Annotated in this window: 22 protein-coding genes; 12 read left to right on the forward strand and 10 right to left on the reverse strand. The window is 59.1% G+C overall.

What is annotated here, in order from left to right:
* Nucleotides 1–122: 122 nt before the first annotated feature.
* The 6 genes from xerD to DJ564_RS06420 all read left to right on the forward strand — a co-directional run bounded on the left by xerD (nt 123) and on the right by DJ564_RS06420 (nt 6,776).
* The gene (xerD, locus tag DJ564_RS06395) at nt 123–1,019 is read left to right on the forward strand and encodes a site-specific tyrosine recombinase XerD (protein WP_109628140.1); all 897 of its coding nucleotides are present in this window, start codon (nt 123–125) and stop codon (nt 1,017–1,019) included.
* Between the two features lie 187 nt (nt 1,020–1,206).
* Nucleotides 1,207–1,938, forward strand: a complete 732-nt coding sequence (dsbC, locus tag DJ564_RS06400; RefSeq protein ID WP_109628141.1) for a bifunctional protein-disulfide isomerase/oxidoreductase DsbC — start codon at nt 1,207–1,209, stop codon at nt 1,936–1,938.
* A gap of 133 nt (nt 1,939–2,071) precedes the next feature.
* Nucleotides 2,072–3,376, forward strand: a complete 1,305-nt coding sequence (locus DJ564_RS06405; RefSeq protein WP_109635956.1) for a homoserine dehydrogenase — start codon at nt 2,072–2,074, stop codon at nt 3,374–3,376.
* Nucleotides 3,377–3,442: 66 nt separating this feature from the next.
* A complete protein-coding gene (thrC, locus tag DJ564_RS06410) occupies nt 3,443–4,852 on the forward strand; it encodes a threonine synthase (protein WP_109628142.1) in 1,410 nt (469 codons plus the stop codon).
* A gap of 121 nt (nt 4,853–4,973) precedes the next feature.
* The gene (locus tag DJ564_RS06415; RefSeq protein ID WP_109628143.1) at nt 4,974–6,326 is read left to right on the forward strand and encodes a transporter substrate-binding domain-containing protein; all 1,353 of its coding nucleotides are present in this window, start codon (nt 4,974–4,976) and stop codon (nt 6,324–6,326) included.
* 162 nt (nt 6,327–6,488) lie between these two features.
* On the forward strand, nt 6,489–6,776 hold the full coding sequence (locus DJ564_RS06420; RefSeq protein ID WP_109628144.1) for a DUF3509 domain-containing protein: 288 nt from the start codon (nt 6,489–6,491) through the stop codon (nt 6,774–6,776).
* Nucleotides 6,777–6,946: 170 nt separating this feature from the next.
* On the opposite strand, the gene DJ564_RS06425 is transcribed toward DJ564_RS06420, so the two are convergent.
* Entirely contained in the window at nt 6,947–7,915 is a 969-nt protein-coding gene (locus DJ564_RS06425; protein ID WP_109628145.1) for a TIGR02285 family protein, read from the reverse strand.
* On the reverse strand, nt 7,869–9,068 hold the full coding sequence (locus tag DJ564_RS06430; RefSeq protein WP_109628146.1) for a CaiB/BaiF CoA-transferase family protein: 1,200 nt from the start codon (nt 9,066–9,068) through the stop codon (nt 7,869–7,871). The genes DJ564_RS06425 and DJ564_RS06430 overlap by 47 nt, the downstream gene beginning before the upstream one ends.
* A gap of 147 nt (nt 9,069–9,215) precedes the next feature.
* On the opposite strand from DJ564_RS06430, the gene DJ564_RS06435 reads away from it, so the two are divergent.
* The 3 genes from DJ564_RS06435 (at nt 9,216) to DJ564_RS06445 (ending at nt 12,909) form a co-directional block, all read left to right on the forward strand.
* Nucleotides 9,216–9,758, forward strand: a complete 543-nt coding sequence (locus DJ564_RS06435; RefSeq protein ID WP_109628147.1) for a YaeQ family protein — start codon at nt 9,216–9,218, stop codon at nt 9,756–9,758.
* Nucleotides 9,759–9,824: 66 nt separating this feature from the next.
* Entirely contained in the window at nt 9,825–11,534 is a 1,710-nt protein-coding gene (gene recJ / locus DJ564_RS06440) for a single-stranded-DNA-specific exonuclease RecJ (protein WP_109628148.1), read from the forward strand.
* Between the two features lie 268 nt (nt 11,535–11,802).
* Nucleotides 11,803–12,909: an NADH:flavin oxidoreductase/NADH oxidase gene (locus tag DJ564_RS06445; RefSeq protein WP_109628149.1), complete on the forward strand. Its 1,107-nt coding sequence runs from the start codon at nt 11,803–11,805 to the stop codon at nt 12,907–12,909.
* Nucleotides 12,910–13,118: 209 nt separating this feature from the next.
* Here DJ564_RS06445 and DJ564_RS06450 read toward each other — a convergent pair whose 3' ends face one another.
* A complete protein-coding gene (locus tag DJ564_RS06450; protein WP_109628150.1) occupies nt 13,119–14,744 on the reverse strand; it encodes a glucan biosynthesis protein D in 1,626 nt (541 codons plus the stop codon).
* A 391-nt stretch (nt 14,745–15,135) separates the two neighbouring features.
* Between DJ564_RS06450 and DJ564_RS06455 the strand changes: the two genes are divergently transcribed.
* Entirely contained in the window at nt 15,136–15,321 is a 186-nt protein-coding gene (locus DJ564_RS06455) for a hypothetical protein (RefSeq protein ID WP_010462962.1), read from the forward strand.
* A 58-nt stretch (nt 15,322–15,379) separates the two neighbouring features.
* Here the strand turns inward: DJ564_RS06455 and DJ564_RS06460 are convergent, their stop codons facing one another.
* Nucleotides 15,380–15,889 carry a Bro-N domain-containing protein gene (locus DJ564_RS06460; RefSeq protein WP_109628151.1) on the reverse strand — a complete coding sequence of 170 codons (510 nt, stop codon included), beginning with the start codon at nt 15,887–15,889 and terminating at the stop codon, nt 15,380–15,382.
* A 442-nt stretch (nt 15,890–16,331) separates the two neighbouring features.
* On the opposite strand from DJ564_RS06460, the gene DJ564_RS06465 reads away from it, so the two are divergent.
* Both DJ564_RS06465 and DJ564_RS06470 read left to right on the forward strand, forming a co-directional pair.
* Nucleotides 16,332–17,582 carry an ATP/GTP-binding protein gene (locus tag DJ564_RS06465; RefSeq protein WP_109628152.1) on the forward strand — a complete coding sequence of 417 codons (1,251 nt, stop codon included), beginning with the start codon at nt 16,332–16,334 and terminating at the stop codon, nt 17,580–17,582.
* Between the two features lie 2 nt (nt 17,583–17,584).
* Nucleotides 17,585–18,211, forward strand: coding sequence for an RloB family protein (locus DJ564_RS06470; protein WP_109628153.1), 627 nt, complete (start codon nt 17,585–17,587; stop codon nt 18,209–18,211).
* 478 nt (nt 18,212–18,689) lie between these two features.
* On the opposite strand, the gene DJ564_RS06475 is transcribed toward DJ564_RS06470, so the two are convergent.
* The 6 genes from DJ564_RS06475 to DJ564_RS06500 form a co-directional block, all read right to left on the reverse strand.
* Nucleotides 18,690–20,114: a gamma-aminobutyraldehyde dehydrogenase gene (locus DJ564_RS06475; protein ID WP_109628154.1), complete on the reverse strand. Its 1,425-nt coding sequence runs from the start codon at nt 20,112–20,114 to the stop codon at nt 18,690–18,692.
* A gap of 173 nt (nt 20,115–20,287) precedes the next feature.
* The gene (locus tag DJ564_RS06480) at nt 20,288–21,097 is read right to left on the reverse strand and encodes an ABC transporter permease (protein WP_109628155.1); all 810 of its coding nucleotides are present in this window, start codon (nt 21,095–21,097) and stop codon (nt 20,288–20,290) included.
* Complete coding sequence (locus DJ564_RS06485; RefSeq protein WP_109628156.1) at nt 21,087–22,034, reverse strand: ABC transporter permease; 948 nt, start codon at nt 22,032–22,034, stop codon at nt 21,087–21,089. The genes DJ564_RS06480 and DJ564_RS06485 overlap by 11 nt, the downstream gene beginning before the upstream one ends.
* Nucleotide 22,035: 1 nt before the next feature.
* Entirely contained in the window at nt 22,036–23,073 is a 1,038-nt protein-coding gene (locus DJ564_RS06490; protein WP_109635958.1) for an ABC transporter ATP-binding protein, read from the reverse strand.
* Nucleotides 23,074–23,322: 249 nt separating this feature from the next.
* The gene (gene ydcS, locus DJ564_RS06495) at nt 23,323–24,474 is read right to left on the reverse strand and encodes a putative ABC transporter substrate-binding protein YdcS (protein WP_109628157.1); all 1,152 of its coding nucleotides are present in this window, start codon (nt 24,472–24,474) and stop codon (nt 23,323–23,325) included.
* An 82-nt stretch (nt 24,475–24,556) separates the two neighbouring features.
* Entirely contained in the window at nt 24,557–26,044 is a 1,488-nt protein-coding gene (locus tag DJ564_RS06500; protein WP_109628158.1) for a gamma-aminobutyraldehyde dehydrogenase, read from the reverse strand.
* Nucleotides 26,045–26,071 lie beyond the last annotated feature (27 nt).

A 26,071-nucleotide genomic window follows, 5' to 3' on the forward strand; every position in this document is an offset into this window, starting at 1 on the left:
ATGCAAAAAAAAGCAGCCTACGGGCTGCTTTTTTGTTGCCTGCGATTTATACGTGCAATGGTTCCGCAGGCGGGCGCGCTATGAAAGACTGTCCAGTCGTTACCTGTCTTGCCTGAGCCTCTATGCCCGCCATCGATCATCCCCTGATAGACCAATTCCTCGACGCTCTCTGGCTGGAGAAAGGCCTGTCCGATAACACCCGCGATGCCTATCGCAGCGACCTGGCCTTATTCAACGGCTGGCTGCAGGACAAGGGCCTGGAACTGATCAACGCAGGGCGCGAGCTGATCCTCGATCACTTGGCCTGGCGTCTGGAGCAAAATTACAAACCCCGTTCAACGGCGCGATTCCTCTCCGGTGTGCGTGGCTTTTATCGTTATCTGCTGCGTGAAAAGCTGATCGCCGTCGATCCGACCTTGCGCGTCGATATGCCCCAACTGGGTAGGCCGTTGCCTAAATCTCTGTCGGAAGCGGACGTGGAAGCGCTGCTGAAGGCACCAGACTTGAGCGAAGCCATCGGCCAACGGGACCGCGCCATGCTCGAAGTGCTTTACGCGTGCGGCTTGCGGGTGACGGAGTTGATCAGCCTGACGCTGGAGCAGGTCAATCTGCGTCAAGGCGTGCTGCGGGTGATGGGCAAGGGCAGCAAGGAGCGCTTGGTGCCGATGGGCGAAGAGGCGATTGTCTGGGTCGAGCGATACATGCGCGATGGCCGCCAGGAACTGCTCGGCGGGCGTCCCAGCGATGTCATGTTCCCCAGCCAGCGCGGCGATCAGATGACCCGCCAGACCTTCTGGCACCGCATCAAGCACCAGGCCAAGGTCGCCGGGATCGGCAAGTCGCTGTCGCCGCATACCTTGCGCCACGCTTTCGCCACACATCTGCTCAACCACGGCGCTGACCTGCGGGTGGTGCAAATGCTGCTCGGCCACAGCGACCTGTCGACCACCCAGATCTACACCCACGTCGCCCGCGCACGCTTGCAGGATCTGCACGCCAAACATCACCCGCGCGGCTGAACCCAGTTCCTGAAATTGAAATGCTGACTGTGGCGAGGGGTGTCAGTCAGACATGGTTGTATCACCCGCATTCGGCCACAGGGGCCTTCTGTGGTAGGCTTTGCCGGTTTGCACGATGGGCGGTTATGACCCTGTGTTTCGGCACGGGCGTTCTGATCGTCCCATTTGTCCGTCTTCAGGAGTTCTCATGCGTCTGACCCAGATTTTCGCCGCCGCAGCCATTGCGTTGGTCAGCACCTTTGCCGTCGCCGATGACGCGGCCGACAAAGCCATTCGTAAAAGCCTGGAAAACCTCCAGCTCGAAGTGCCGGTAGAAAGCATCTCCGCCAGTCCGCTGCCGGGCCTGTACGAAGTCAAGCTGCAAGGCAGCCGCGTGCTCTACGCCAGCGCCGACGGTCAATACGTAGTTCAGGGCTACATGTTCCAGCTCAAGGACGGCAAACCGATCAACTTGACCGAGAAGACCGAACGCCTGGGCGTGTCCAAACTGGTCAACGCCATTCCCGTCGCGGAAACAGTGGTCTACCCGGCGATCGGCGAAACCAAATCGCACATCACCGTGTTCACCGACACCACTTGCCCGTACTGCCACAAACTGCACGCCGAAGTGCCTGAGCTGAACAAGCGCGGCATCGAAGTGCGTTACGTCGCGTTCCCGCGCCAGGGCCTGGGATCGCCGGGTGACGAACAGCTGCAAGCGGTCTGGTGCTCGAAAGACAAGAAAGCAGCCATGGACAAGATGGTCGACGGCAAGGAAATCAAGGCCGCCAAGTGCGATAACCCGGTCTCCAAACAGTTCGCCCTCGGTCAGTCGATCGGCGTGAATGGCACACCGGCCATCGTTTTGGCTGACGGTCAGGTCATTCCGGGCTACCAGCCTGCGCCACAAGTCGCCAAACTGGCGCTGGGCGCGAAATAATTCGCATCGTCACGGCCAGCCCTTGACGATCATGGTCCGGTGGCACCATTTGCCGGGCCATTAATAGAGAGCCGCGAGCATGCGGCTGTTTTCACGGCCGGCCTTGAGTCGGCCGTTTTATGGGGAGTTCACAGTGAAACCGGTCAAAGTAGGCATCTGTGGGTTAGGGACCGTCGGTGGCGGTACCTTCAACGTACTTCAGCGCAACGCCGAGGAAATTGCTCGTCGTGCCGGGCGTGGAATCGAAGTGGCACAAATTGCCATGCGCACGCCAAAGCCTCAGTTCCAAACGACCGGTATTGCGATTACCAACGATGTCTTCGAAGTGGCCACGAACCCTGAGATCGACATCGTTATAGAGCTGATGGGCGGCTATACCGTTGCCCGCGAGCTGGTACTCAAGGCCATCGAGAATGGCAAGCATGTGGTCACCGCGAACAAGGCACTGATCGCCGTTCACGGTAATGAGATTTTCGCCAAGGCTCGCGAGAAAGGCGTGATCGTGGCGTTCGAAGCGGCTGTGGCCGGTGGCATTCCGGTGATCAAGGCGATCCGTGAAGGCCTGTCGGCCAACCGCATCAACTGGGTCGCCGGGATCATCAACGGCACCGGCAACTTCATCCTCACCGAAATGCGTGAGAAGGGTCGCACCTTCGAAGACGTACTGGCCGAGGCGCAAGCCTTGGGTTACGCCGAAGCCGATCCGACCTTCGACGTTGAAGGCATCGACGCGGCCCACAAGCTGACGATCCTGGCCTCCATCGCCTTCGGCATCCCGCTGCAATTTGACAAGGCCTACACCGAAGGCATCACCAAGCTGACCACCGCTGACGTGAACTACGCCGAAGCGCTGGGCTATCGCATCAAGCACCTCGGCGTCGCTCGCAGCACAGCGTCCGGCATCGAGCTGCGTGTGCACCCGACGCTGATCCCGGCTGATCGCCTGATCGCCAACGTCAATGGCGTGATGAACGCGGTGATGGTCAACGGTGATGCTGCCGGTTCGACCCTGTTCTACGGCGCCGGCGCTGGCATGGAGCCGACCGCTTCGTCGGTGATCGCTGACCTGGTGGACGTGGTTCGCGCCATGACCTCCGACCCGGAAAACCGTGTGCCGCACCTGGCCTTCCAGCCGGACTCGCTGTCCGCGCACCCGATCCTGCCGATCGAAGCCTGTGAAAGCGCCTACTACCTGCGCATCCAGGCCAAGGACCATCCGGGCGTATTGGCCCAGGTGGCGAGTATCCTGTCGGAGCGCGGCATCAACATCGAATCGATCATGCAGAAAGAAGTCGAAGAGCATGACGGTCTGGTGCCGATGATCCTGCTGACTCATCGCGTGCTGGAACAGCACATGAACGACGCGATCGCCGCCCTCGAAGCCCTGACAGGCGTGGTCGGTCCGGTTGTACGGATCCGTGTCGAGCACCTGAACTAAGCCGTTATCGTTCACCGGGCCTGCGAGCGGGCCCGGGTTTGCGAACACTGTCTATTGGAGCCAGTCATGCGTTATATCAGTACCCGCGGCCAGGCACCGGCCCTGAATTTCGAAGATGTCCTGCTGGCCGGTCTCGCTACCGATGGCGGTCTGTACGTCCCGGAAAACCTGCCACGTTTCACCCAGGAAGAAATCGCTTCCTGGGCCGGACTTCCGTATCACGAGCTGGCCTTCCGGGTGATGCGCCCGTTCGTCACCGGCAGCATCCCTGATGCCGATTTCAAAAAGATTCTTGAAGAGACTTACGGCGTGTTCTCGCACAACGCTGTCGCGCCGCTGCGTCAGTTGAACGGCAACGAATGGGTGCTGGAGCTGTTCCACGGCCCGACCCTGGCGTTCAAGGACTTCGCCCTGCAACTGCTCGGTCGCTTGCTCGACTACGTGCTGGAAAAACGCGGCGAGCGCGTGGTCATCGTCGGTGCCACTTCCGGTGATACCGGTTCGGCCGCCATCGAAGGCTGCAAGCACTGCGAAAACGTCGACATCTTCATCCTGCACCCGCACAACCGCGTGTCCGAAGTGCAGCGTCGCCAGATGACCACCCTCTTCGGCGAGAACATCCACAACATCGCCATCGAAGGCAACTTCGATGACTGCCAGGAAATGGTCAAGGCGAGCTTCGCCGACCAGAGCTTCCTCAAGGGCACGCGCCTGGTGGCGGTGAACTCGATCAACTGGGCGCGGATCATGGCCCAGATCGTCTACTACTTCCACGCAGCCCTGCAGTTGGGTGGCCCGGCGCGTTCGGTATCGTTCTCGGTGCCGACCGGCAACTTCGGCGACATCTTCGCCGGTTACCTGGCACGCAACATGGGCCTGCCGATCAACCAGTTGATCGTCGCCACCAACCGCAACGACATCCTGCACCGCTTCATGAGCGGCAATCAGTACGTCAAGGAAACCCTGCACGCCACGCTGTCGCCGTCGATGGACATCATGGTGTCGTCGAACTTCGAACGCCTGCTGTTCGACCTGCACGGTCGCAATGGCGCAGCGATTGCCGGTTTGATGGACAACTTCAAACAGGGTGGCGGCTTCAGCGTCGAACAAGAACGCTGGACCGAAGCCCGCAAGCTGTTCGATTCCCTGGCCGTGGATGACGCACAAACCTGCGAAACCATTGCTGAAGTCTACGAGCAAACCGGTGAGCTGCTGGATCCGCATACTGCCATCGGTGTGAAGGCTGCGCGCGAATGCCGTCGTAGCCTGGATATTCCAATGGTGATTCTCGGCACGGCCCATCCGGTCAAATTCCCGGATGCAGTAGAGAAAGCCGGCGTAGGAAAAGCGCTTGAACTACCTGCACATCTTTCTGATTTGTTTGAGAGAGATGAGCGTTGCACCGTGTTGCCGAATGATTTGAAAGCCGTGCAGGCCTTTGTCAGTCAGCATGGCAACCGCGGCAAGCCGCTGTAACCGCTAAAAGCTGTCACATTTTGAAGCCCGTCTCCTGACGGGCTTTCTCATTTCTGCATGCCACACTTGTCGCGTTTTCGCCCCAGGAAGGACGGGCGAGTTGATTGCGAAGGAAGTGGTAATGCTGTTTTTCAGAGGGTTAAAGCCAGCCGTGTGCTGGATGTTTTTGATCGGCGTCCTGGGCTTGGCCCAAAAAGGGACGGCTGCGCAATTGGCGGCACCTGAGTCCAGCGGCTCGGGCGGCGCAACCGTCGATCTGGACGCTCAGGAAATGAGGTGGATTGCCGAGCACCCGCAAGTCATCGTCTCATCGGTGCAATACCCGCTTTATCTGTTCAAGGATGAGCACGGCCAATGGAGCGGTCTGAACAACGATCTGCTCAATCGCATCAGTGCCATGACAGGCTTGCAGTTTGTTCACGAAGAGTCGTTCTCTACCGATCAGTTACTTGGGCGTCTGGAAAATGGCGAGGCGGACATGAGCACCACCCTGGCAATGAATGACGAGCGCAAGGCGTTTCTGGATTTCAGTCATGCGTTCGGTGGCGCTGGCTGGGTGGTTGTCGGGCGAGCAGATGCACCGGTCGTGCACTCCCTGGAGCAGTTGGCAAAAAGAGTGCTTGTGTTGCCGGCCCGGCACGCACTCGAAGGCACGATTCGCCGCGACCACCCGTCGATCGAGTTGCGCACGGTCAAGACGTATGCCGAAGCCAGGGCGCTGGTTGAAAGTGGTGAAGCCTTTGCCACTATCGAAAATGAAATCGGGGCGCAGCTCTATCCGTTGGGCCAGCTCAAGGTCGGGCGGGCAGTGGAGGGCAAATGGGAGGCTGATCACCTCGCGGTACGCAAAGGTCAGTCGCCGTTGCTGAGCATTCTCAACAAGGCGCTTGAGGCCTTTCCGGCAGCAGAACTGCGCACGATCCGCCTGAAGTGGCTCAATGGAATCGCCCCCGTTCAGTCACCTTCCCGTTGGCGGCAGATGACTCATTGGCTTTGCTGGAGCATGTTTATCGTCAGCCTGTTCGGCCTGCTTTCCTTGCTCTGGAACCGCAGGCTTGCGGCGCTGATCAAGCAGCGCGTCGACGCCGAGATAGGTCTCGGCGATCAACTGGCGTTCCAGCATGCGTTGATGGACGCCATGCCCGATCCGATGTTTGTTCGTGATCTGGAAGGGCGTTTGATCATGTGCAACAAGAGTTACGAAGAAAGTCTCTGCACTCGTTTTGATCAGGTTCAGGGCAGACGGCTGATTGAGCTCGATGTGTTGCCCAAAGAGACCGCTGAGCTGCTGCATGCCGAATTCATGGCGCAGATGGAGACTCGAAAGCCACGCTTCAGTGAGCGTCAATTAATGTTCAACAACGGTGTCCAGGACATCTACCAGTGGACGGTGCCGTTCTACAGCGCCGATGGTCGATTGCGAGGATTGCTGGGTGGATGGACCGATATCGGTCGCCGGACAAGGCACATGTGAATCGTCTGTTTTTTCCCTGTCATCTTTGCCGTGCATGCTCAGTCGACCAGGGACGCCGACGCGTCTGCACCTGGAATCCAGAACTTTCTTCTCGGGCCAGTGGTCACTTACTGTGAACACGCCCCAGGCACTTTGTTTTCGGACTATTGAGTGGTGATCGAGATGGAAAGTATCAGTCTATTGCTCGGTGAGGCGCTGAGCCCGTATCAGGTCACGCTGACCCCGTCGGGCGCCCATGGCGAATGCCTGGTGACACTGAAGAATGCGACCGGCGCGATCGTGGTCGAACGGGCATTCAATCAAGCCCAGTTAACCGATTACCGTCTGCTGACGGATGTCGTCGACGGCTTGCACCGCGACGTGCTGATTGCCGAAGGACGGCTGGAGCCCTGCGTCATCGCGGCTCTGCGCAATGCGGCTCAGGACAAGATTCTGGCCAGTCGAAATTGAATTGTTCTTTTGTGGGAACCTTCCTGCACTCAGGTCGTCAGACCATGTAACAGCAGGATCAAGCATTGTGCTCCGGTGCTTGTAGCCTGCAGTTACTGGTCTTTATGTAGGCCACGTTTAACCCCGAGTCGTCTCCCCACTTCTCGGGGTTTCTTTTTGCCTGCGATTTGTCATTGCTGCGCCTGATGCTCGAAGAACACTCGGGATTCTTCGAGGTAAGCACTGCGACTTTCCGGGTCGAGCCACGCGGCGTAAGCCTCGCTCAACTGGTCGCGGGGCAGTTTGCGCAGCAGCTGATTGATCTCGACGATCGCTTGCCGGCCCTTGGGTGTGTCGGTACAGCCGATGTAACCGGACAAGAATTTTTCCGCGCCACGAATCGGGTAAAACTGCAGCTCATCCTCCGCGATTCCCTGCTGCTGGGCCTGGTAACGGATTTCCGGGCGATAGCCCAGTAGCAGGCGCAATCGTCCCAGACGTTGCATTTGCAGGAGACTGCCCAAGGCGTCGTTGCCGTAGTGCAGCGTCAGCGCGTCGGGCGGCGCTTGCTTGAGCAGTGCGTCGAGGTACTGGCCATAGTTGCGCTCGGCGATGATGCCCAGCTTCTCGCGGCCACTGGCTAGCAGGGCGGCCAAGTCCAGTTCACCGTCCTGGATAAAGGGTGTCAGCGCCTCACGATCCACCCGCCTTACCGCCACACCATTACTCATGGCCCGAAAAACCGGAATGGAAAACGCAATCCAGCGCTCGCGCTCCTTGCTTTTGTTCAGCGCCGCGTCGCACGTGAGGGAGGGGTCGTGGAGCATTTGCAAGCCGCGAGCGCGATTGACCCGCATCAGCGTGTGTTCGTATTGCGGCATGCCGGCGATCAACAGCGGCAACAGTTGATCGATAACGCCCTGGCCTTTTTTCGGTCCTTCGAAGATCGTCAATGGCGGCAAATCACGCATCAGCCAGATCAGCGTTTCCTTGGGTTGCGCCATCGCGGATGGGACCAGCCCGGCGAGCAGAAGCGTAACCAGCAGCGCGCGCACTACCCGTCCGCCATGCGCCAGGCAGATTCTGATGGACTGCGCTAGCCGGCGCCTCAGCTTAGATGGCTCCGTCTTTGCGCAGTTGAGCAATCTGCGACGCGTCATAGCCAAGTTCCTGGAGTACCTGTGCGTTGTGCTCACCCAGTTGTGGCCCGACCCATTCGCAATCGCCGGGTGTCTCAGAGAGTTTCGGCACAATCCCCGGCATCTTGAAGTCTTTGCCGTCTGGCAGCTTGGCCTGCAGGAACATTTCCCGGGCCAGGTATTGCGGATCGCTGAACATGTCTTCGGCGCTGAAGATCCGACTGACGGGCACCTCGGCCTGATTCAGCTTCGCCAGCACGGTGTCCAGCGGCTGCGAATTGACCCAGCGATCGATCACCCCGTAAATCTCGTCGCGGCGGCTGTCACGGCCATCGTTGCTGGCCAGCACCGGGTCGTTGGCCAGGTCTTCGCGGCCGATGACCAGCATGAAACGCTTGAAGATCGCATCGCCATTGGCGCCGATCTGCACATGCTTGCCGTCAGCGCTGGTGTGGATCGAGGAGGGCGTGATGCCCGGCATGATATTGCCGGTGCGCTCACGGATGAAACCGAATACGTCGAACTCCGGCACCATGCTTTCCATCATGGCAAAGATCGCTTCATACAGCGCCACGTCCACCACCTGGCCCTGGCCGCCGTTGACCTCGCGATGACGCAGAGCCATCAGCGCACCAATCACACCCCACAGCGCGGCAATTGAGTCTCCGATGGAAATCCCGGTGCGTACCGGTGGCCGGTCTTCGAAACCGGTGATGTAGCGCAGGCCTCCCATGGACTCGCCGACCGCGCCAAAACCGGGCTGATCTTTCATTGGCCCGGTCTGGCCGAACCCCGACAGCCGCACCATCACCAGTTTGGGGTTGAGGGCGTGCAAGACATCCCAGCCCAGGCCAAGCTTTTCCAGGACGCCAGGGCGAAAATTTTCAATAAGGATGTCCGCTTCACTCAGCAGCTTTTTCAGAATCGTCAGGCCGTCCGGGTGTTTCAGGTTCAGGGTCAGGGACTTTTTATTGCGGGCTTGCACGAACCACCACAGCGAGGTGCCTTCGTACAGTTTTCGCCACTTGCGTAGCGGATCACCGCCGTCGGGGGATTCAATCTTGATCACTTCGGCGCCGAACTCAGCGCAAATGCGCGAGGCAAACGGCCCGGCGATCAAGGTGCCCAATTCGATGACTTTCAGACCTGAGAGCGGTTTGGCGGTGAACGGCATGCTGGATCCTGTAAGACAAAGGCTGAGCGGATATAGCCTTTTAACATAGCCCAATGTCAGACGACCAAGGTTCATCGCCTTCTATTCGTTGATTGCCTACTGCATCGGTTAGACTTGCCGCCTTTCCTCGTATCAAGAAGCCCGTTCATGGCCCAGCCGTCCACGACCTACAAGTTTGAACTGAACCTCACCGACCTCGACCGCAGCGTTTACGAGACCGTGAAGCAGACCATCGCCCGCCACCCTTCGGAAACCGAAGAGCGCATGACTGTGCGGCTGCTGGCCTACGCCTTCTGGTACAACGAGCAGCTGTCGTTCGGTCGCGGTCTGTCAGACGTGGATGAACCCGCCCTGTGGGAAAAGAGCCTGGATGATCGTGTCCTGCACTGGATCGAAGTCGGCCAGCCAGACGCCGATCGCCTGACCTGGTGCTCGCGCCGTACCGAGCGCACCAGCCTGCTGGCCTACGGCAGCCTGCGCGTCTGGGAAACCAAAGTGATCCCGGCGATCAAGAACCTGAAAAACGTGCACATCGCGGCCGTGCCTCAGGACATCCTGGAAACCCTGTCCAAAGACATGCCCCGCGTTATCAAGTGGGATGTGATGATCAGCGAAGGGACGATTTTCGTCACCGACGACCGTGGTCAGCACGAAGTCCAGTTGCAGTGGCTGAGCGGCGAACGCGGCTGATATTTCGCCGTTCCTTCGCGTTATCCGGTTTTATCCTACGTATTCAAGAGAAGCACCTGTCACCCCATGCGCATCGAACCTCGCCTGTTGCCCGACACCCTGCCATTCCTCGGTGATCTGCCGCCACTGCTGACGCGTCTTTACGCGGCGCGGGGCGTGCAATCCGAGGCGGAACTGGACAAGAGCCTGGCGCGGCTGATTCCGTTCCAGCAGCTCAAAGGCATCGATGCGGCGGTGGATTTGCTGGTGTCAGCACTGGAGCAGCGCCAGCGGATTCTGATTGTCGGCGACTTCGACGCTGATGGCGCGACGGCCAGTACCGTGGGCGTGCTGGGGTTGCGGCTGCTCGGCGCGGCGCATGTCGATTATCTGGTGCCGAACCGATTCGAGTATGGCTATGGCCTGACCCCGGAAATCGTTGAAGTGGCGCTGACACGCACGCCTCAGTTGCTGATCACAGTCGACAACGGCATCTCCAGTGTCGAAGGCGTGGCGGCGGCGAAGAAGGCGGGCCTGAACGTGCTGGTCACCGACCACCACTTGCCCGGAGACGAACTGCCGTTGGCCGATGCCATCGTCAATCCGAACCAGCCCGGCTGCGAATTTCCGAGCAAGGCACTGGCCGGCGTCGGGGTGATTTTCTATGTGTTGATGGCCCTGCGCGCACGGTTGCGCAGCCTCGGCTGGTACGCAAACACGCCGCAGCCGAACATCGGCGAATTGCTGGACCTGGTGGCGCTGGGCAGCGTCGCCGACGTCGTACCGCTGGATGCCAACAACCGGATTCTGGTGCACCAGGGCCTGGAGCGGATTCGCGCCGGGCGTGCCCGTCCGGGCATCAAGGCGATTCTCGAAGTGGCCAAGCGTGAACCGGCGCGCATCACCTCGACCGACCTGGGCTTCATTGTCGGCCCGCGCCTGAATGCGGCGGGGCGTCTGGATGACATGAGCCTGGGCATCGAATGCCTGATCACCGAAGACGCGGGGCTGGCGCGGGAAATGGCCGTGCAACTCGACGGGATGAACCAGGACCGCAAATCCATCGAGCAGGGCATGCAGCGTGAAGCGCTGGCTCAACTGAAGGATTTGCCGGTCGAGTCGATGCCGTTTGGCCTGTGCCTGTTTGATCCCGAGTGGCACCAGGGTGTCATCGGAATCCTCGCCTCGCGTATGAAAGAGCGCTATTTCCGTCCGACCATTGCCTTTGCCGATGCCGGCGATGGTTTGCTCAAGGGCTCGGGGCGTTCGGTTCAGGGTTTCCACATCCGTGACGCCTTGAGCGTGGTGGCCGCGCAACATCCGAACCTGATCACCAAGTACGGCGGCCACGCCATGGCGGCCGGTCTGACCTTGCCCGAAGCGAATTTTCCGTTGTTCGCCGAGGCCTTTGACGCTGAAGTGCGCAGGCAATTGCGCGAAGAAGACCTGACCGGGCGACTGCTGTCGGACGGGGTTTTGGCTGTCGAAGAGTTCCATCTTGAACTGGCCCGTGCCCTGCGCCATGCAGGCCCGTGGGGGCAGCACTTCCCGGAGCCGCTGTTTCATGGGGTGTTTCAGTTGGTTGAGCAGCGCGTCGTCGGCGAACGGCACCTCAAAGTGGTGCTGAGAAGCGAATGCGGCTCGGTGAAGCTCGATGGCATTGCCTTCGGCATCGACCGCGACATCTGGCCGAATCCGACGATCAAATGGGTGGAACTGGCCTACAAACTCGACCTCAACGAGTTTCGCGGGAACGAGACGGTGCAACTGATGATTGCCCACATAGAACCGCGCTGAGCCTTTCGCGAGCAAGCCCGCTCCCACAGGATTTGCGCAAACCCTGTGGGAGCGGGCTTGCTCGCGAAAGCGATCGCCCTCACGCCAAATATCCCCGGAACCCTCCCTCATCCCCCGATGTCGACTAGGCTCTAAGCACTGCTTGATTATCCTTGTGACGTCTTGTCCAATTTTTGCCCGCGGGGGCGGGTGCTACGCCTTTTTCCTGTCACTCGTCGACTTTTCAAACAGAACCCTGGAGCCTGCCCACTGATTCGAGAGGTGCCCCATGAGTCTGCTGCTTGAACCCTATACCCTTCGTCAATTGACCCTGCTCAACCGCATTGCCGTATCACCGATGTGCCAGTACTCCAGCGTTGATGGGCTGGCCAATGACTGGCACTTGGTTCACCTCGGCAGCCGCGCCGTTGGCGGCGCCGGCCTGATTTTTACCGAAGCCACGGCGGTCACGGCCGACGGGCGCATCACCGCCGAGGACCTCGGCCTGTGGAATGACGAGCAGATCGAACCCCTGCAACGCATCACCCGCTTCATCGCCGCTCAAGGCGCTGTGGCCGGCATTCAACTGGCGCACGCCGGACGCAAGGCCAGCACCCATCGGCCGTGGATCGGCAAGCATGGCAGCGTCAAACCCGAAGACGGTGGCTGGGTGCCGGTGGGACCTTCGCCGATTGCTTTCGATCCCCAGCACACACATCCCAAGCAGCTTGATGAAGGCGAGATTGCCGAAGTCATCCAGGCCTTTGTCGCCTCAGCCAAGCGAGCACTGACCGCCGGTTTCAAAGTGGTCGAAATCCACGCCGCTCACGGTTACCTGTTGCATCAGTTTCTTTCGCCCTTGAGCAATCAGCGCCGCGATCAATATGGCGGTTCGTTCGAGAACCGGATTCGACTAGTGCTGCAAGTTACCGAAGCAGTGCGTGCGGTCTGGCCTGAGGAGCTTCCGGTGTTTGTGCGTGTGTCGGCCACCGACTGGGTGGAAGACGGCTGGAATCCTGATGAAACCGTTGAACTGGCACGACGCCTCAAAGACTTGGGTGTCGACCTGATTGATGTTTCGTCGGGTGGTACGGCGGCCAACGCGGAAATTCCTACAGGGCCGGGCTATCAGACGCGTTTCGCCGAACGTGTGCGCAAGGAGTCAGGCATCGCCACTGGCACGGTAGGAATGATTACCGAGCCGGCCCAGGCCGAGCACGTTTTGCGCACCTGTCAGGCTGACATCATCTTCCTCGCGCGGGAGCTGCTGCGCGATCCGTACTGGCCGCTACATGCCGATGATGATCTGGGCGGGCGCAAGGCGATCTGGCCGGCGCAGTATCAGCGGGCGACGCACCGGGATCAGCCGATTCATGAGTCGGATTTGCGCGACTGAATGCGGGCTGTAAAACCAAAAAGCCCCGATCGATGTGATCGGGGCTTTTGTGTTTCTGGGCGAGAACATCTGTCGTCTGTCAGGCCGTCTTCGCGAGCAAGCCCGCTCCCACATTGGATCTCCATAAAACACAAATTTTGTATCCAACGAAGAACCCCTGTGGGAGCGAGCCTGCTCGCGATGGGGCCAGCCCAGACAACCTTTTACTATCAGGTGTACTTACGCTTATCCGGCGCCGGCGGGAAATACTGGTACAACCAGGTCTCGCTCAATGTCCGGTCATTGGTGCGAATGAACAACCGCAGCTCAACCGGCGCCACGCTGTCATTGGTCGGGTACCAATCGAAGGTAATCCGATAACCTTTGATGTCATCCAGCACCAGCACGTTGAAGTCCTTCACCTCGCCGTTCGAGCAGGTTACCACCGGCTCGATCCCCGCGCCTTCCGGCAAGCGGTCCAGACCGCCACCGGTGAAGTCCACGGCAAAGCGTCGTGCCCAGACTTCCGGGTAATGCTCGCCCGGTGCCCAGCCTTCGATAAAGCCGCCCATGCCCGAACGGGTCGCGTTGACCCGTGCCAGTGGCGTGCTCACCGGTGGCAGGGCGCTCCAGTAGAGCTTGTAGCCGTAGTTCAGGGAATCACCGGCCGCGACCGGTTTTTTCGGGGTCCAGAACGCGACGATGTTATCGAGCGTTTCGCCGGTTGTAGGAATTTCCAACAGATCGATAGAGCCTTCGCCCCACGCGGTCGTAGGTTCTACCCACAGGCTAGGACGCTTGCTGTACCAGTCCACGGTGTCCTGATAATTGGCGAACTCGTGATCGGTCTGCACCAGGCCAAAACCTTTTGGATCGGTGTCGGCGAAGGCGTTGAATTGCAACGTCGCCGGATTGTTCAGTGGGCGGCAGATCCACTCGCCGTTGCCGCGCCACATGGCCAGGCGATCCGAATCGTGGATTTGCGGGTGAATGGTGTCGCACATGCGGCGCTCGTGGGTGCCACAGCTGAACATGCTGGTCATCGGTGCGATGCCCAGTTGTTCGATGGCGGTGCGTGCGTTGATGTGAGCGTCAATCTCCATCACCACGCGTTCGGCCTGGCAATCAATGTCAAAGCGGTACGCACCGGTAGCGCTCGGCGAGTCCAGCAGGGCGTAGACCACGAAACGGGTGCTGTCCTTGCCCGGGGTCTCGAACCAGAACTTGGTGAAGTCCGGGAACTCCTCACGCTTCTTGGCGTAGGTATCGACCGCCAGGCCGCGGGCCGACAGACCGTACTGGCCAGTGGCGTCTACTGCACGGAAATAACTGGCGCCAAGGAAGGACAACACATCGTGCCTGTCCAGTTCCGGTGCCTTGAACAGCTTGAATCCGGAAAACCCCAGGTCGCCTGTCAGCTGCTTGGTGTCGACCGTGGTCTTTTCATAGTTGAACAGGGAAGGGCGGAAATGCACTTCACGGGCCTGACGCGTCTTGGGATCGACGCTGTACATGCGCACCGGCTGCTTGAAGCCCATGCCGACGTGGAAGAACTGCACGTCCAGCTGACCGTTCAAGTCTTTCCACAGCGAGTGGTTGCCGTCGTAGCGGATCGCATTGAAATTCTGCGGCGTCATGGTGGCCAGTGTCGGCGGCAGCACCTGCTTGGTGTCCTGATAGCGATTGCCGGCGAGTTGCTTGGCCTGAATCTTCAGCGCCTCGAAATCGAACGCCTGGGCCTCGCCATCAGCGGCGCCGGTGCCCGCCCATGCCCGGGCGGCCAGCAGGCCGGTGGCGGACAAACCGGTATAGGCAGCGATGGCCATGGACGCTTTGAGCAAATTCCTGCGATGCATAAGTAAAACCTGTCGTGAACAATCCCGCGCCGTTCCTGGCACGTGCTGGATCAAAAATATCGGTTCGGACATGCCTTCGGCCAAACGCAACGGACTTTAAACAGATAACAAATAGCTTAAACCGTTCGGTTGCTGAGAAAAAATGATTGGTAGCACTTTGATGAAGCGGCAATGAAACAAGAAATGTCGGTTAATTTTTCCGACAGCACTTTCTGATTTTTAGGGCATTCCTGCTTTTTTTGACTAATTACTCTAAAAACCGCTTTTCAGCGCCGGGAATCTTCCTATTCTGTGTTCATGGCCGGTTTCTGCCCTTCAGGCTGGCGACTTATAAAAGGATAGGGCGATGCGGTTTTTGAAGTTTTCTCGGGCTTATAGAAGGACATCGTCCATGACGAAAGTACAAGGCATCACTGAAATGTTGGGAATCTTCCCTTGCCTGGCAACCGGGCGGCGAAGGCATCGGCTCAGCTCGGACGAAATGAAGCTGTTGGAGCGGTATCGAGAGTTGTCGGAAAACGACCGGATTGCGATGCGGTATCTGGTGGATGCGATGCGGAGTGTTTCGCGGTTTTGAGCGCTAAGCCAAGGGGCGGACTGTAAAGTCTGCCCCTTTTTCATTTTTCACCCTGCCTTCAACTGCAAGTGCCCACGATCGTGAACGGTCGCTGTGCCTGCATCAGATCCGGCATGTCCCGCCACTTGATCCAGGCTTGATGCTGCCAGTGCAGCAGCGGCACCGAGATGCCTGCCCACTGCAACGAACTCAGACTTGGAATGTTATCCACAGCCGCTTCCGACTCACGCAGCGTTGGGATGACTTCGTTGCTTAGCCACTGACGCAGGTTTCGGTTTTCCGGGATGAAATGGTGGACTAGCAATGCATACATTCCCGATTCGCTGACCATCAACGATTCGACGGTTTTGCCATCCTTCAGCAACCAGACGTATCGGCGTTGATCGGGATCGAGTTTCAGGGTGAGACGTTGGTCCAGCGGACGGCCCATCAAGCGACCGAGATCCTGGACGCAGAACCAGGCTTGGTTGTCTTGCATGAAGGCGTGAAGGAAGCGGTTGTGGCGGGTGAAGATGGAAGGGATGAAATGAGGATGGGTGTCAGATGGATTTAGCGTGTGCTTAAGCATTTTTTCGACTCCATGTTGAAAAGGGAGCCGCCACTAATCCTTCGACAGATTATGGGTGGCGGACCGTGCGGCGTTCGAAGTCGGGACATTCTCGATCAACATGCAAGCCAAGAGGCCCGCGCCACACGGCCCACCATAAAGCGAAACTGAAAGGCAAAAAATTGCCCCAGTTCATATGGGGGCGCGGATGCGCCATGTTGATGATTTACCGGCTTCGACCCCGGGTCGCTGATTTGGCAGCGACGAGGTAAAGCCTATCGTTCAGGCGCTCGCGGCGCCAAGTCTACTCTGGCGCCGCGTGTTGTAGGAATTGGAGTCTTCCCCGGAAGGCTTGGTCTGTAGGAATTTCCTGTTTTTGCCTGAAGTGCGCTGAAGCAGCATCGTCACCCTGGTTTTTCCTATAGTTTTTTCCGCTTTCAGGAACGAACTGCAGGTTTGCTACATGTTGATCGAATTTTCAGTTTCCAATTACCGCTCCTTCCGTGACAAGCAAACCCTGTCCATGGCAGCAACGCCGCGCCTGAGCAAAAAGCGCAACCTTTTCAAGTCGCCGGTGAATGGAGAAAAACTGCCGGACTTACTGAAGATCGCTGCGATATACGGGCCAAACGCGTCGGGTAAATCGTCACTGATCCGGACGATGGGAATTATGGGAAGCTTGCTCGCTGCGCCTCCGACCTCAAATGAGGAATCGCTACCGGTTTCCCCGTTTCGTTTTGACCCGCAGCTTAAAGACGAGCCAAGTTGTTTCGAGTACAACTTCATTCAAGGCTCACTCCGTTATCGGTTTTTACTGCGCATGACGGCGCAACGAATCATCGAGGAACACCTGGTCTCTTATCCGAAAGGAAAGGAAACGCTTTTATATCAGCGTTGTTTGGGGGAGGAGGGTGAGCAGTACGTGTCTGGCTCAAGCCTTGAGGGAGGCAAAGAGGTTCACAATGCCTGGCGGCGTTTGACCAGTCCGAAGATGTTATTCATTGCACAGGCTGTCGCGAACAGCAGCGAAGAGCTGGCGCAGTTGCGAGAACCATTTGGCTGGTTTCAATCCGGCCTTCTCGTCATCGAACAGAACAACATGATGGGATTGTCGGCAGCCTCCATCCGGTTTCTTCAGATGGCATCGGACTACACGTGCGACTTGAGAGACTTTCTAAAAGAGGTCGATATTCCAGTCTCGGACATTCAACTGAATTCTGATGCAGACGCTGCTCCAGCCAGCAGAAAACTCACGCTTAAAGAATTCTTCGCGGCGGCGCGAAAAGACAAAGTGACCCTGACGCATACGAGTCATCTAGGAGATGCGGAGTTTGATTTTTCAGAAGAGTCTGGTGGCACAAAAAACCTGATTGGATTCTGGTTGCCCTGGTTCATGATCAATCACACAGACGGGAGCGGAATACTGGCCGTCGATGAGTTGGACAGCAGCCTTCATCCAGCAATAGTGGCTGATCTGATTGGAAAACATTTGGACAGTGGGCAGAACACCCAGCTGATTTTCACGACTCACGACACTCATCTGATGAATACCCAAATGCTTCGGCGAGATCAAATCTGGATCACCGAGCGTGATGCCAATGGCGCCACCCGTCTTTTTTCCGTCCACGATTTTGACGGGCGCGAGGGAGAGGACGTTGAGAAGCGGTACTTCGAAGGCCGTTACCGTGGTTTGCCGTTGATCAGGCGGAGGTAACCATGGCGCGGACGACACGCTTGTTTGATCGAAAGAAGTCGCGGTTCAAACCGCAACCCAAGGTGCTGATCCTTTGTGAGGACAGTCAATCAGGAAAGCGATACCTGGAGGATGCGGCCTTTCATTTTCGTGCCAACGCCCACGTTGAAATTGCCCATTGCGGCCTGACTCATCCAAGTGGGATTGTCGAAAGGGCGATTGCCCGGCAAAGAAACTTCGACAAGGTTTTTTGTGCCTTGGACCGCGACACTCATCTTTGCTTCGACCGTGCGGTCGACCTGGCGAAACCGCATCCGAAGATAAAAGTGATAGCGTCTTTTCCCTGTTTCGAGTTTTGGTTGCTATTGCACTTTGGCTACAACAGAAAGCCATTCGCTGCAGCAGGTGGGAAATCCCCCGGCGAACTTGTGACCAGAAGTCTTAGGGGCCAACCTCTGATGGAGGATTATGAAAAGGGTAAAAATGTCAGCCATTTTGATCTGTTGAAGGGAGAGCTTTTCAATACTGCAAGGGTGCTTGCTCCTCGAATTCTTCTCGATGCTGTTAACAGCGGTGAGCTCAATCCCAGTACTGAAATCCATCTGCTAATGGATGAGTTTGAAGTCCTTTCCGTCCCCCAATCGATCTAACGTCGTAACAACTCGCCCCGGTGCCACAACCAGCCCCGGGGCGAAATCAATTACCGACTAACCTTCCACGCATCCCCCGCCGGCGCCGTCCCATGGTCATACGGCTTGGCCAACCACATGTAGATCAACCCCAATCCAATAACAATCGCCGTACTCAACACCATCGCGTAGTTGATGTACCACTCCGCATCCGGTGTACGCGTTGTTCGGCGTCGCTGTCGGCAACGGATGGAGAGAGTTCGGGTGTACTCATGGTGTGTCAGTTCCGGAAAATCGGCAGATTTCGGATGTCCGAAACCGTGGCGGGGCCGTGATGGCGCTGCCCGGATCGGTGGTTATTGTTTTGGTTTTCTGGCTTTGAAACCTGGTGGTGCGTGGTGCCGGTTTCTACCTTGAAACCGGGGTGACACCATCGCCAGCAAGCCGGCTCCACAGGGGAATGCGATCACCTGTAGGAGCCGGCTTGCTGGCGATGTTTTTAATGCTTGAACATCACATGCCGAACCACGGTGTAGTCCTCCAGCCCATACATGGACATGTCCTTCCCGTAGCCAGACAATTTCTGACCGCCGTGGGGCATTTCGCTGACCAGCATGAAGTGCGTATTCACCCAGGTGCAGCCGTACTGCAAGCGAGCAGACAGGCGATGCGCGCGACCGACATCCGAGGTCCAGACCGACGACGCCAAGCCGTAGTTCGAGTCGTTGGCCCAGCCCAGCACCTGTGCTTCATCGATGAACTTGGTCACCGACACCACTGGCCCGAACACTTCGCGGCGGACGATTTCGTCGTCCTGCTGAGCGTCCGCCAACACCGTCGGTTCGAAGAAGAAACCATTCCCCTCCACAGCCTTGCCGCCCGTGACCAAACGGATATGCGGTTGTGCCACGGCACGCTCGACAAACCCGGCCACGCGGTCACGGTGCTGCGCAGTGATCAGCGGCCCGAGCTCGGTCGACGGATCATCCTGCAACCCGTACTTGATGCTGCTGACCGCTTCGCCGAGCTTCTCGACGAATTTTTCGTAGATGCCTTCCTGTGCGTAGATGCGGCAGGCGGCGGTGCAATCCTGGCCGGCGTTGTAGAAACCGAAGGTGCGAATGCCTTCCACGGCAGCGTCGATGTCGGCGTCGTCGAAGATGATCACCGGGGCCTTGCCGCCCAGTTCCATGTGCATGCGTTTGACGCTGTCGGCGGTGCTGGAAATGATGTTCGAACCGGTGGCGATCGAGCCGGTCAACGAAACCATGCGTACTTTCGGGTGCGTGACCAATGGGCTACCGACGGTAGGACCACGGCCGAACACCAGGTTAAGCACGCCGGCCGGGAAGATTTCCGACGCCAGTTCCGCCAGGTGTAACGCGGTCAGCGGGGTTTGTTCCGACGGCTTGAGCACCACGGTATTACCGGCGGCGAGGGCTGGGGCGATTTTCCAGGCGACCATCATCAGCGGGTAGTTCCACGGCGCGATGGAAGCGATCACGCCGACCGGGTCGCGGCGGATCATCGAGGTGTGGCCGGGCAAGTATTCGCCGCCGGCCGAGCCGCTCATGCAACGGCTGGCGCCGGCGAAGAAGCGGAAGACGTCGGCAATCGCCGGGATCTCATCGTTCAGCGCGGCGCTGTAGGGTTTGCCGCAGTTGTCCGATTCGAGTTTGGCCAGCTCTTCGCCGTGGGCTTCGATGGCGTCGGCGAGTTTGAGCAGTAGCAATGAGCGTTCTTTCGGCGTGGTTTGCGACCAGCTTTCGAAGGCACTATCGGCGGCACGCACGGCGGCATCGACCTGGGCTTCGCTGGCTTCGTTGATTTCCACCAGTACACGGCCGAGGGCCGGGTTGAACACTGGTTGGGCGGGGCCGTCGCCGTCGATCAGTTGGCCGTTGATCAAGAGTTTGGTTTGCATGGTTTTGTCCTCTTCGAAGCTATTGTTTTTCTTCTATGGAACCGGGCCCCTGTGGGAGCGGGCGTGCCCGCGATGAGGCCATCAAATTTGACATTGATATGTCTGACACACTGCCATCGCGGGCAAGCCCGCTCCCACAGGTTCCGGTTCCCACATTGGGAGATTGTTGTTCGTTATTTCCCGCCGCTACCGGCCACGCTCTCACCGCCCCGGGTCAGGTAATACGCGCCGAGAATCGGCAGCATGGTCACCATCATCACCAGCATCGCGACGACGTTGGTCACCGGCACATCCCGTGGGCGACTGAGCTGGTTGAGCAGCCACAGCGGCAACGTGCGTTCATGCCCGGCGGTGAAGGTGGTGACGATGATTTCGTCGAACGACAACGCAAACGCGAGCATGCCGCCGGCCAGCAACGCCGAGCCGAGGTTCGGCAGAACGATGTAGCGAAAGGTCTGCCAGCCATCGGCGCCAAGGTCCATCGAGGCCTCGATCAAACTGTGCGAAGTGCGGCGCAAACGGGCGATCACGTTGTTGTAGACGATCACCACACAGAAGGTCGCGTGGCCGACGATGATGGTGAACATCCCCGGCTCGATCCCCAGCGTCTTGAAGGTCGCCAGCAACGCGATCCCGGTGATGATCCCGGGCAACGCAATCGGCAGGATCAGCATCAGCGAGATGCCCTGCTTGCCGAAGAAATCCCGCCGGTACAACGCCGCTGACGCCAAGGTGCCAAGGACCAATGCGATCAACGTCGCGACGGACGCAATCTGCAGCGACAGCTTGATCGCTTCCAGCACGTCGGGACGGGAGAACGCGATGCCGATCCACTTCAGGGTGAAGCCCTTGGGCGGAAAGCTGAACGCCGTGTCTTCAGTGTTGAAGGCGTACAGGAAGATGATCAGGATCGGGAAGTGCAGGAACACCAACCCGCCCCAGGCTGCGATTTTCAGTCCTAGTGAAGCCTTCTCAGAGTGCATCGAAAGCCCCCAGTCGTTTGACAATAGTCAGGTAGATAGCGATCAGCACGATCGGCACCAATGTGAAGGCCGCGGCCATCGGCATGTTGCCGATTGCGCCTTGCTGCGCGTACACCATGCTGCCCACGAAGTAACCCGGCGGACCCACCAGTTGCGGCACGATGAAGTCGCCCAGGGTCAGCGAAAAGGTGAAGATCGAACCGGCCGCGATGCCTGGAATCGACAGCGGCAGAATCACCTGCATGAAAGTCTGGCGCGGCTTGGCGCCAAGGTCGGCCGACGCTTGCAGCAGCGAAGGCGGCAGGCGTTCCAGCGAGGCCTGGATCGGCAGGATCATGAACGGCAGCCAGATGTAGACGAACACCATGAAACGACCCAAGTGCGAGGTCGACAACGTGCTGCCACCGACGCCCGGAATGCCCAGCACAAACTGCAAAACCGGCTCCAGTCCAAGGTACTGAACAAACCACTGCGCAACACCGCCCTTGGCCAGCAGCAAGGTCCACGCGTAAGCCTTGACGATGTAACTGGCCCACATCGGCATCATCACCGCGATGTAGAAAAACGCCTTGGTCTTGCCGGTGGTGTAGCGCGCCATGTAATAGGCAATCGGGAACGCGACGATGGCGCTGGCAATCGAGACGGCGACGGCCATGCTCAGGGTGCGCAGGATGATGTCGAAGTTCGACGGCTGGAACAGCGCGACAAAGTTCGCCAGGGTCAGGTCGGGGGTGACCGCCATGGTGAAGTCATCGAAGGTGTAGAAGCCTTGCCACAGCAGCACCAGCAGCGAACCGAGGTAGATCGCGCCGAACCACAGCAGCGGCGGCACCAGCAGCAGCGACAGGTAAAAATTCGGTCGGCGATAGAGCAGGTTGGAAAACCTGCGCAACGGCGAACCGCCGGCCGGGGTTTGAGGGAGAGCCACGCTGGTCATTTCACACCCCACCGACAGCGTTGTCGTGCAGCGGGATCATCGCCTCGCGAGCCCAGCGTGCGCTGATGCGTTGCCCGGTCTGGTGCTGGGCGCTGACGTCCAGCCACTGCACGTTGGCCTGGCTGATGTTGAGGGTCTGGCCGTTCTCCAGTTTCAGTTCATAGCGCGTGGCGCTGCCCTGGTACTGAATGTCGTGGAGCAAACCGCTGACTTCAATCTCGTGGCTGGCCAGCGGGCCTTCGGCAAAACGCACGTGTTCGGGGCGAATCGAAAACGGCTCTGGATTGCCGCTCAATTGCTTCGCCAGATCGCCGCGAATCACGTTGGATGTACCGACGAATTCAGCAACAAAAGTGGTCGCCGGTTTCATGTACAGGTTGCGCGGTGTGTCGACCTGCTCGATGCGCCCTTTGTTGAATACCGCCACGCGGTCGGACATCGACAAGGCTTCAGTCTGATCGTGAGTGACGAAGATGAAGGTGATGCCGAGCTGGCGTTGCAGCTTCTTCAGCTCGCTCTGCATCTGTTCGCGCAGTTTCAGATCGAGGGCGCCCAACGGCTCGTCGAGCAGCAGCACGCGAGGGCGATTGACCAGGGCGCGGGCCAGGGCCACACGCTGGCGCTGACCACCGGACAGTTGCACCGGTTTGCGTTCGCCGTAACCGCCTAGGGCGACCATGTCGAGGGCCTCTTCGGCACGCTGCTGGCGTTCAGCTTTGCCGACGCCTTTGACTTTCAAACCGTAGGCGACGTTGTCGAGCACGTTCATATGCGGGAACAGCGCGTAATCCTGAAACACCGTGTTGACGTCACGCTCATACGGCGGCAGCCCGGCGGCTTCTTCGCCATGAATCCGGATAGAGCCTGCGCTCGGTTGTTCGAAACCGGCGATCAGGCGCAAACAGGTGGTCTTGCCCGAGCCGGAAGGGCCCAGCATGGAAAAGAACTCGCCGTCCTGGATATCGATGGAAACCCGGTCAACGGCCTTCACTTCGCCGAACTGACGGGAAACGTTGGTGAACTGGACTGCAAGCGTCATGGTGCGGTGCTCCGAAAAGGCGAGGGCGTCACAGCGGCCCTGCCAGGACATCTGGAAAATCTGAATCGTTGCGGTGTACGCGACCTGCTTTTAGCTCCCTCCCTCTCCCTCCGGGAGAGGGCGGGGGGTGAGGGCCGCGGTGTCGGTCATTCCCAGGAATCGAGGCGGAGTCAAAAACCACCCCTCAACCCAGCCCTCTCCCCACAGGGGAGAGGGGGAAAGGGAGCCGACCGTGTCGCTCTTGAGAACTCAGCGACCGCCCATAATCGCGATGTAGTCCTGGGTCCAGCGGCTGTACGGCACGAACTTGCCCCCTTCAGCCTGCGGGGTTTTCCAGAAGGCCAAGTTGTCGAACTGAGCGTAACCATTGGACGCACACCCCTCGGCACCCAGTAGCTCGCTGGCCTTGCAGCCTTCAGGCACTGCTGGCAATGCGCCGAACCAGGCTGATACGTCGCCTTGCACTTTCGGTTGCAGCGAATGGTCCATCCACTTGTAGGCGCAGTTCGGGTGCTTGGCGTCGGCGTGCATCATGGTGGTGTCCACCCAGCCCGTAGCACCTTCTTTCGGGATGACCGAGGCAACCGGCTGCTTGTCTGCCACGAGACCGTTGACCATATAGCCCCAGGTGCTGGAGGCCACGACACCTTCGTTTTTGACGTCGCTCATCTGCACGGTCGCGTCATGCCAGTAGCGGTGGATCAAGGGCTGCTGCTTGCGAAGCAGGTCCAGTGCCGCTTTGTATTGCGCTTCGTTGAGCTGGTACGGGTCGTTGATCCCCAGTTCCGGCTGTTTCGCTTTGAGATAGAGCGCCGCATCGGCGATGTAGATCGGGCCGTCGTACGCCTGGACCCGGCCCTTGTTGGACTTGCCGTCCGGCAGGGTCTGCTCTTCAAACACTACGCTCCAGCTGTCCGGGGCGGTCTTGAAGACATTGGTGTTGTACATCAGGACGTTCGGGCCCCACTGGTACGGAGTGCCGAAGGTTTGGTTATTGACGACGTACCACGGGCCATCCTTGAGACGAGGGTCGATGTTCTTCCAGTTCGGGATCAGCGCGGTGTTGATCGGCTGCACACGCTTGCCGGCGATCAACCGCAACGAGGCATCGCCCGACGCGGTCACCAAGTCGTAACCGCCCTTGGACATCAGGCTGACCATCTCATCGGAAGTCGCCGCAGTCTTCACATTGACCTTGCAGCCGGTTTCCTTCTCGAAACCGGTGACCCAGTCGTAAGCCTTGTCGCTTTCGCCACGTTCGATGTAGCCGGGCCACGCCACGATATCCAACTGACCCTCGCCGGCGCCGACGGCTTTCAGCGGTTCGGCGGCCTGGAGGCTGGCGCTGGCCAGCAGCGCCGTGGTGATTGCACTAAGCAGTGCGGTCTTATGCACGAACATGGGGGTTCCCTCTTCTTTAATTATGGTCGGGGCAGGTGTGAACGTGGTGAAGCATGCCGTGAGCGGCTTGTTATTAGCGTAGTCAGAGATGCTGGCCGTGGCGGGCCATGATGTGCCGCACCACGCTGTAGTCCTGAAGCGAATCGCTGGATAAGTCTTTGCCATAGCCCGAACGCTTGAGGCCGCCGTGGGGCATTTCGCTGACCAACATGAAATGGCTGTTGATCCAGGTGCAGCCGTACTGCAAGCGCGCCGCGACCTGCATAGCCTTGTCCAGGTTCTGGGTCCAGACTGAGGAGGCGAGTCCGTATTCCGAATCGTTGGCCCAGTCCACCGCTTGTTCGAGTTGATCGAAACGGGTCACGGTGACCACCGGCCCGAACACTTCGCGCTGGACGATTTCATCGCTCTGTTTGCAACCGGCCAGCAGGGTGGGCTGGTAATAGAAGCCAGCGCCTGAATGCACTGCCGCGCCCGTCACCCGCTCGATGTGCGGCTGGCCGAGGGCGCGTTCGACGAAACTGGCCACGCGGTCGCGCTGGCGAGTGCTGATCAGCGGGCCGATCTCGTTGTCGGCGTCGCGTTTACCGGCAAAGCGCAGGCTGCTGACCGCCGCACCGAGTTCCGCCACCAATCGATCATGAATCCCGGCCTGTGCGTAAATCCGGCAAGCCGCGGTGCAATCCTGGCCAGCGTTGTAATAACCGTAGGTGCGCACGCCTTCGACCACGGCCTGAATATCCGCATCGTTGCAGACGATCACCGGCGCTTTACCGCCGAGCTCAAGGTGCGTGCGTTTCAGGGTTTTTGCCGCGGCCTGGAGGATTTTTTGCCCGGTGACGATATCGCCGGTCAGCGACACCATGCGCACTTTGGGATGACTGACCAAGTGGCTGCCGACGCCTTCACCACCGCCGCAGACGATATTGATTACGCCGCGCGGCAGGATCTCTGCCAGCGTGGGCGCCAGGGCCAGAATCGACAGCGGCGTGTGTTCGGACGGCTTGAACACCAGCGTGTTGCCGGCGGCGAGGGCCGGGGCAATTTTCCACGCGGCCATCATGATCGGGTAATTCCACGGCGCAATCGAGACGACCACGCCAATCGGATCGCGACGGACCATGCTGGTGTAGCCCGGTAGGTATTCGCCGCTGAGCTGGCCAGTCTGGCAACGCACGGCACCGGCGAAGAAGCGGAACACATCGACCGTCGCGCTCAAGTCATCCTGGCGAGCCAGGTGCAACGGCTTGCCGCAGTTCAGGGATTCGAGGCGGGCGAGGAGGTCGGCTTGTTTTTCGATGGCGTTGGCGATGTCCAGCAACAGGTTCGAACGTTGCTGCGGCGTGGTCCGCGACCAACCGGCGAAGGCGCGGTGGGCGGCGAGGATGGCCGCTTCGACTTGCTCGGTGCTGGCTTCGGCGATGTGGGTCAGCACTTCCCCGGTGGCCGGGTTGAGGATCGGTTCGACAAACCCCTGGCCCGCGACCAATTCGCCATCGATCAACAACGCGGTGAACAACGGGGTCTGCGCGCCAGCCATTTTTCGGGTTCTCTTTTCTTGTGTGGCCATGCTGCTCCCAGTGACTGGGGCCCCGGC

Origin of the sequence: Pseudomonas sp. 31-12, from assembly GCF_003151075.1 — a bacterium.
Classification (GTDB): Bacteria; Pseudomonadota; Gammaproteobacteria; order Pseudomonadales; family Pseudomonadaceae; genus Aquipseudomonas.

Coding starts and splice junctions, on each gene's coding strand:
- xerD (WP_109628140.1), top strand. CDS start 123: ATGCCCGCCATCGATCATCCCCTGATAGACCAATTCCTCGACGCTCTC.
- dsbC (WP_109628141.1), top strand. CDS start 1,207: ATGCGTCTGACCCAGATTTTCGCCGCCGCAGCCATTGCGTTGGTCAGC.
- thrC (WP_109628142.1), top strand. CDS start 3,443: ATGCGTTATATCAGTACCCGCGGCCAGGCACCGGCCCTGAATTTCGAA.
- DJ564_RS06415 (WP_109628143.1), top strand. CDS start 4,974: ATGCTGTTTTTCAGAGGGTTAAAGCCAGCCGTGTGCTGGATGTTTTTG.
- DJ564_RS06420 (WP_109628144.1), top strand. CDS start 6,489: ATGGAAAGTATCAGTCTATTGCTCGGTGAGGCGCTGAGCCCGTATCAG.
- DJ564_RS06425 (WP_109628145.1), bottom strand. CDS start 7,915: ATGACGCGTCGCAGATTGCTCAACTGCGCAAAGACGGAGCCATCTAAG.
- DJ564_RS06430 (WP_109628146.1), bottom strand. CDS start 9,068: ATGCCGTTCACCGCCAAACCGCTCTCAGGTCTGAAAGTCATCGAATTG.
- DJ564_RS06435 (WP_109628147.1), top strand. CDS start 9,216: ATGGCCCAGCCGTCCACGACCTACAAGTTTGAACTGAACCTCACCGAC.
- recJ (WP_109628148.1), top strand. CDS start 9,825: ATGCGCATCGAACCTCGCCTGTTGCCCGACACCCTGCCATTCCTCGGT.
- DJ564_RS06445 (WP_109628149.1), top strand. CDS start 11,803: ATGAGTCTGCTGCTTGAACCCTATACCCTTCGTCAATTGACCCTGCTC.
- DJ564_RS06450 (WP_109628150.1), bottom strand. CDS start 14,744: ATGCATCGCAGGAATTTGCTCAAAGCGTCCATGGCCATCGCTGCCTAT.
- DJ564_RS06455 (WP_010462962.1), top strand. CDS start 15,136: ATGACGAAAGTACAAGGCATCACTGAAATGTTGGGAATCTTCCCTTGC.
- DJ564_RS06460 (WP_109628151.1), bottom strand. CDS start 15,889: ATGCTTAAGCACACGCTAAATCCATCTGACACCCATCCTCATTTCATC.
- DJ564_RS06465 (WP_109628152.1), top strand. CDS start 16,332: ATGTTGATCGAATTTTCAGTTTCCAATTACCGCTCCTTCCGTGACAAG.
- DJ564_RS06470 (WP_109628153.1), top strand. CDS start 17,585: ATGGCGCGGACGACACGCTTGTTTGATCGAAAGAAGTCGCGGTTCAAA.
- DJ564_RS06475 (WP_109628154.1), bottom strand. CDS start 20,114: ATGCAAACCAAACTCTTGATCAACGGCCAACTGATCGACGGCGACGGC.
- DJ564_RS06480 (WP_109628155.1), bottom strand. CDS start 21,097: ATGCACTCTGAGAAGGCTTCACTAGGACTGAAAATCGCAGCCTGGGGC.
- DJ564_RS06485 (WP_109628156.1), bottom strand. CDS start 22,034: ATGACCAGCGTGGCTCTCCCTCAAACCCCGGCCGGCGGTTCGCCGTTG.
- DJ564_RS06490 (WP_109635958.1), bottom strand. CDS start 23,073: ATGACGCTTGCAGTCCAGTTCACCAACGTTTCCCGTCAGTTCGGCGAA.
- ydcS (WP_109628157.1), bottom strand. CDS start 24,474: ATGTTCGTGCATAAGACCGCACTGCTTAGTGCAATCACCACGGCGCTG.
- DJ564_RS06500 (WP_109628158.1), bottom strand. CDS start 26,044: ATGGCCACACAAGAAAAGAGAACCCGAAAAATGGCTGGCGCGCAGACC.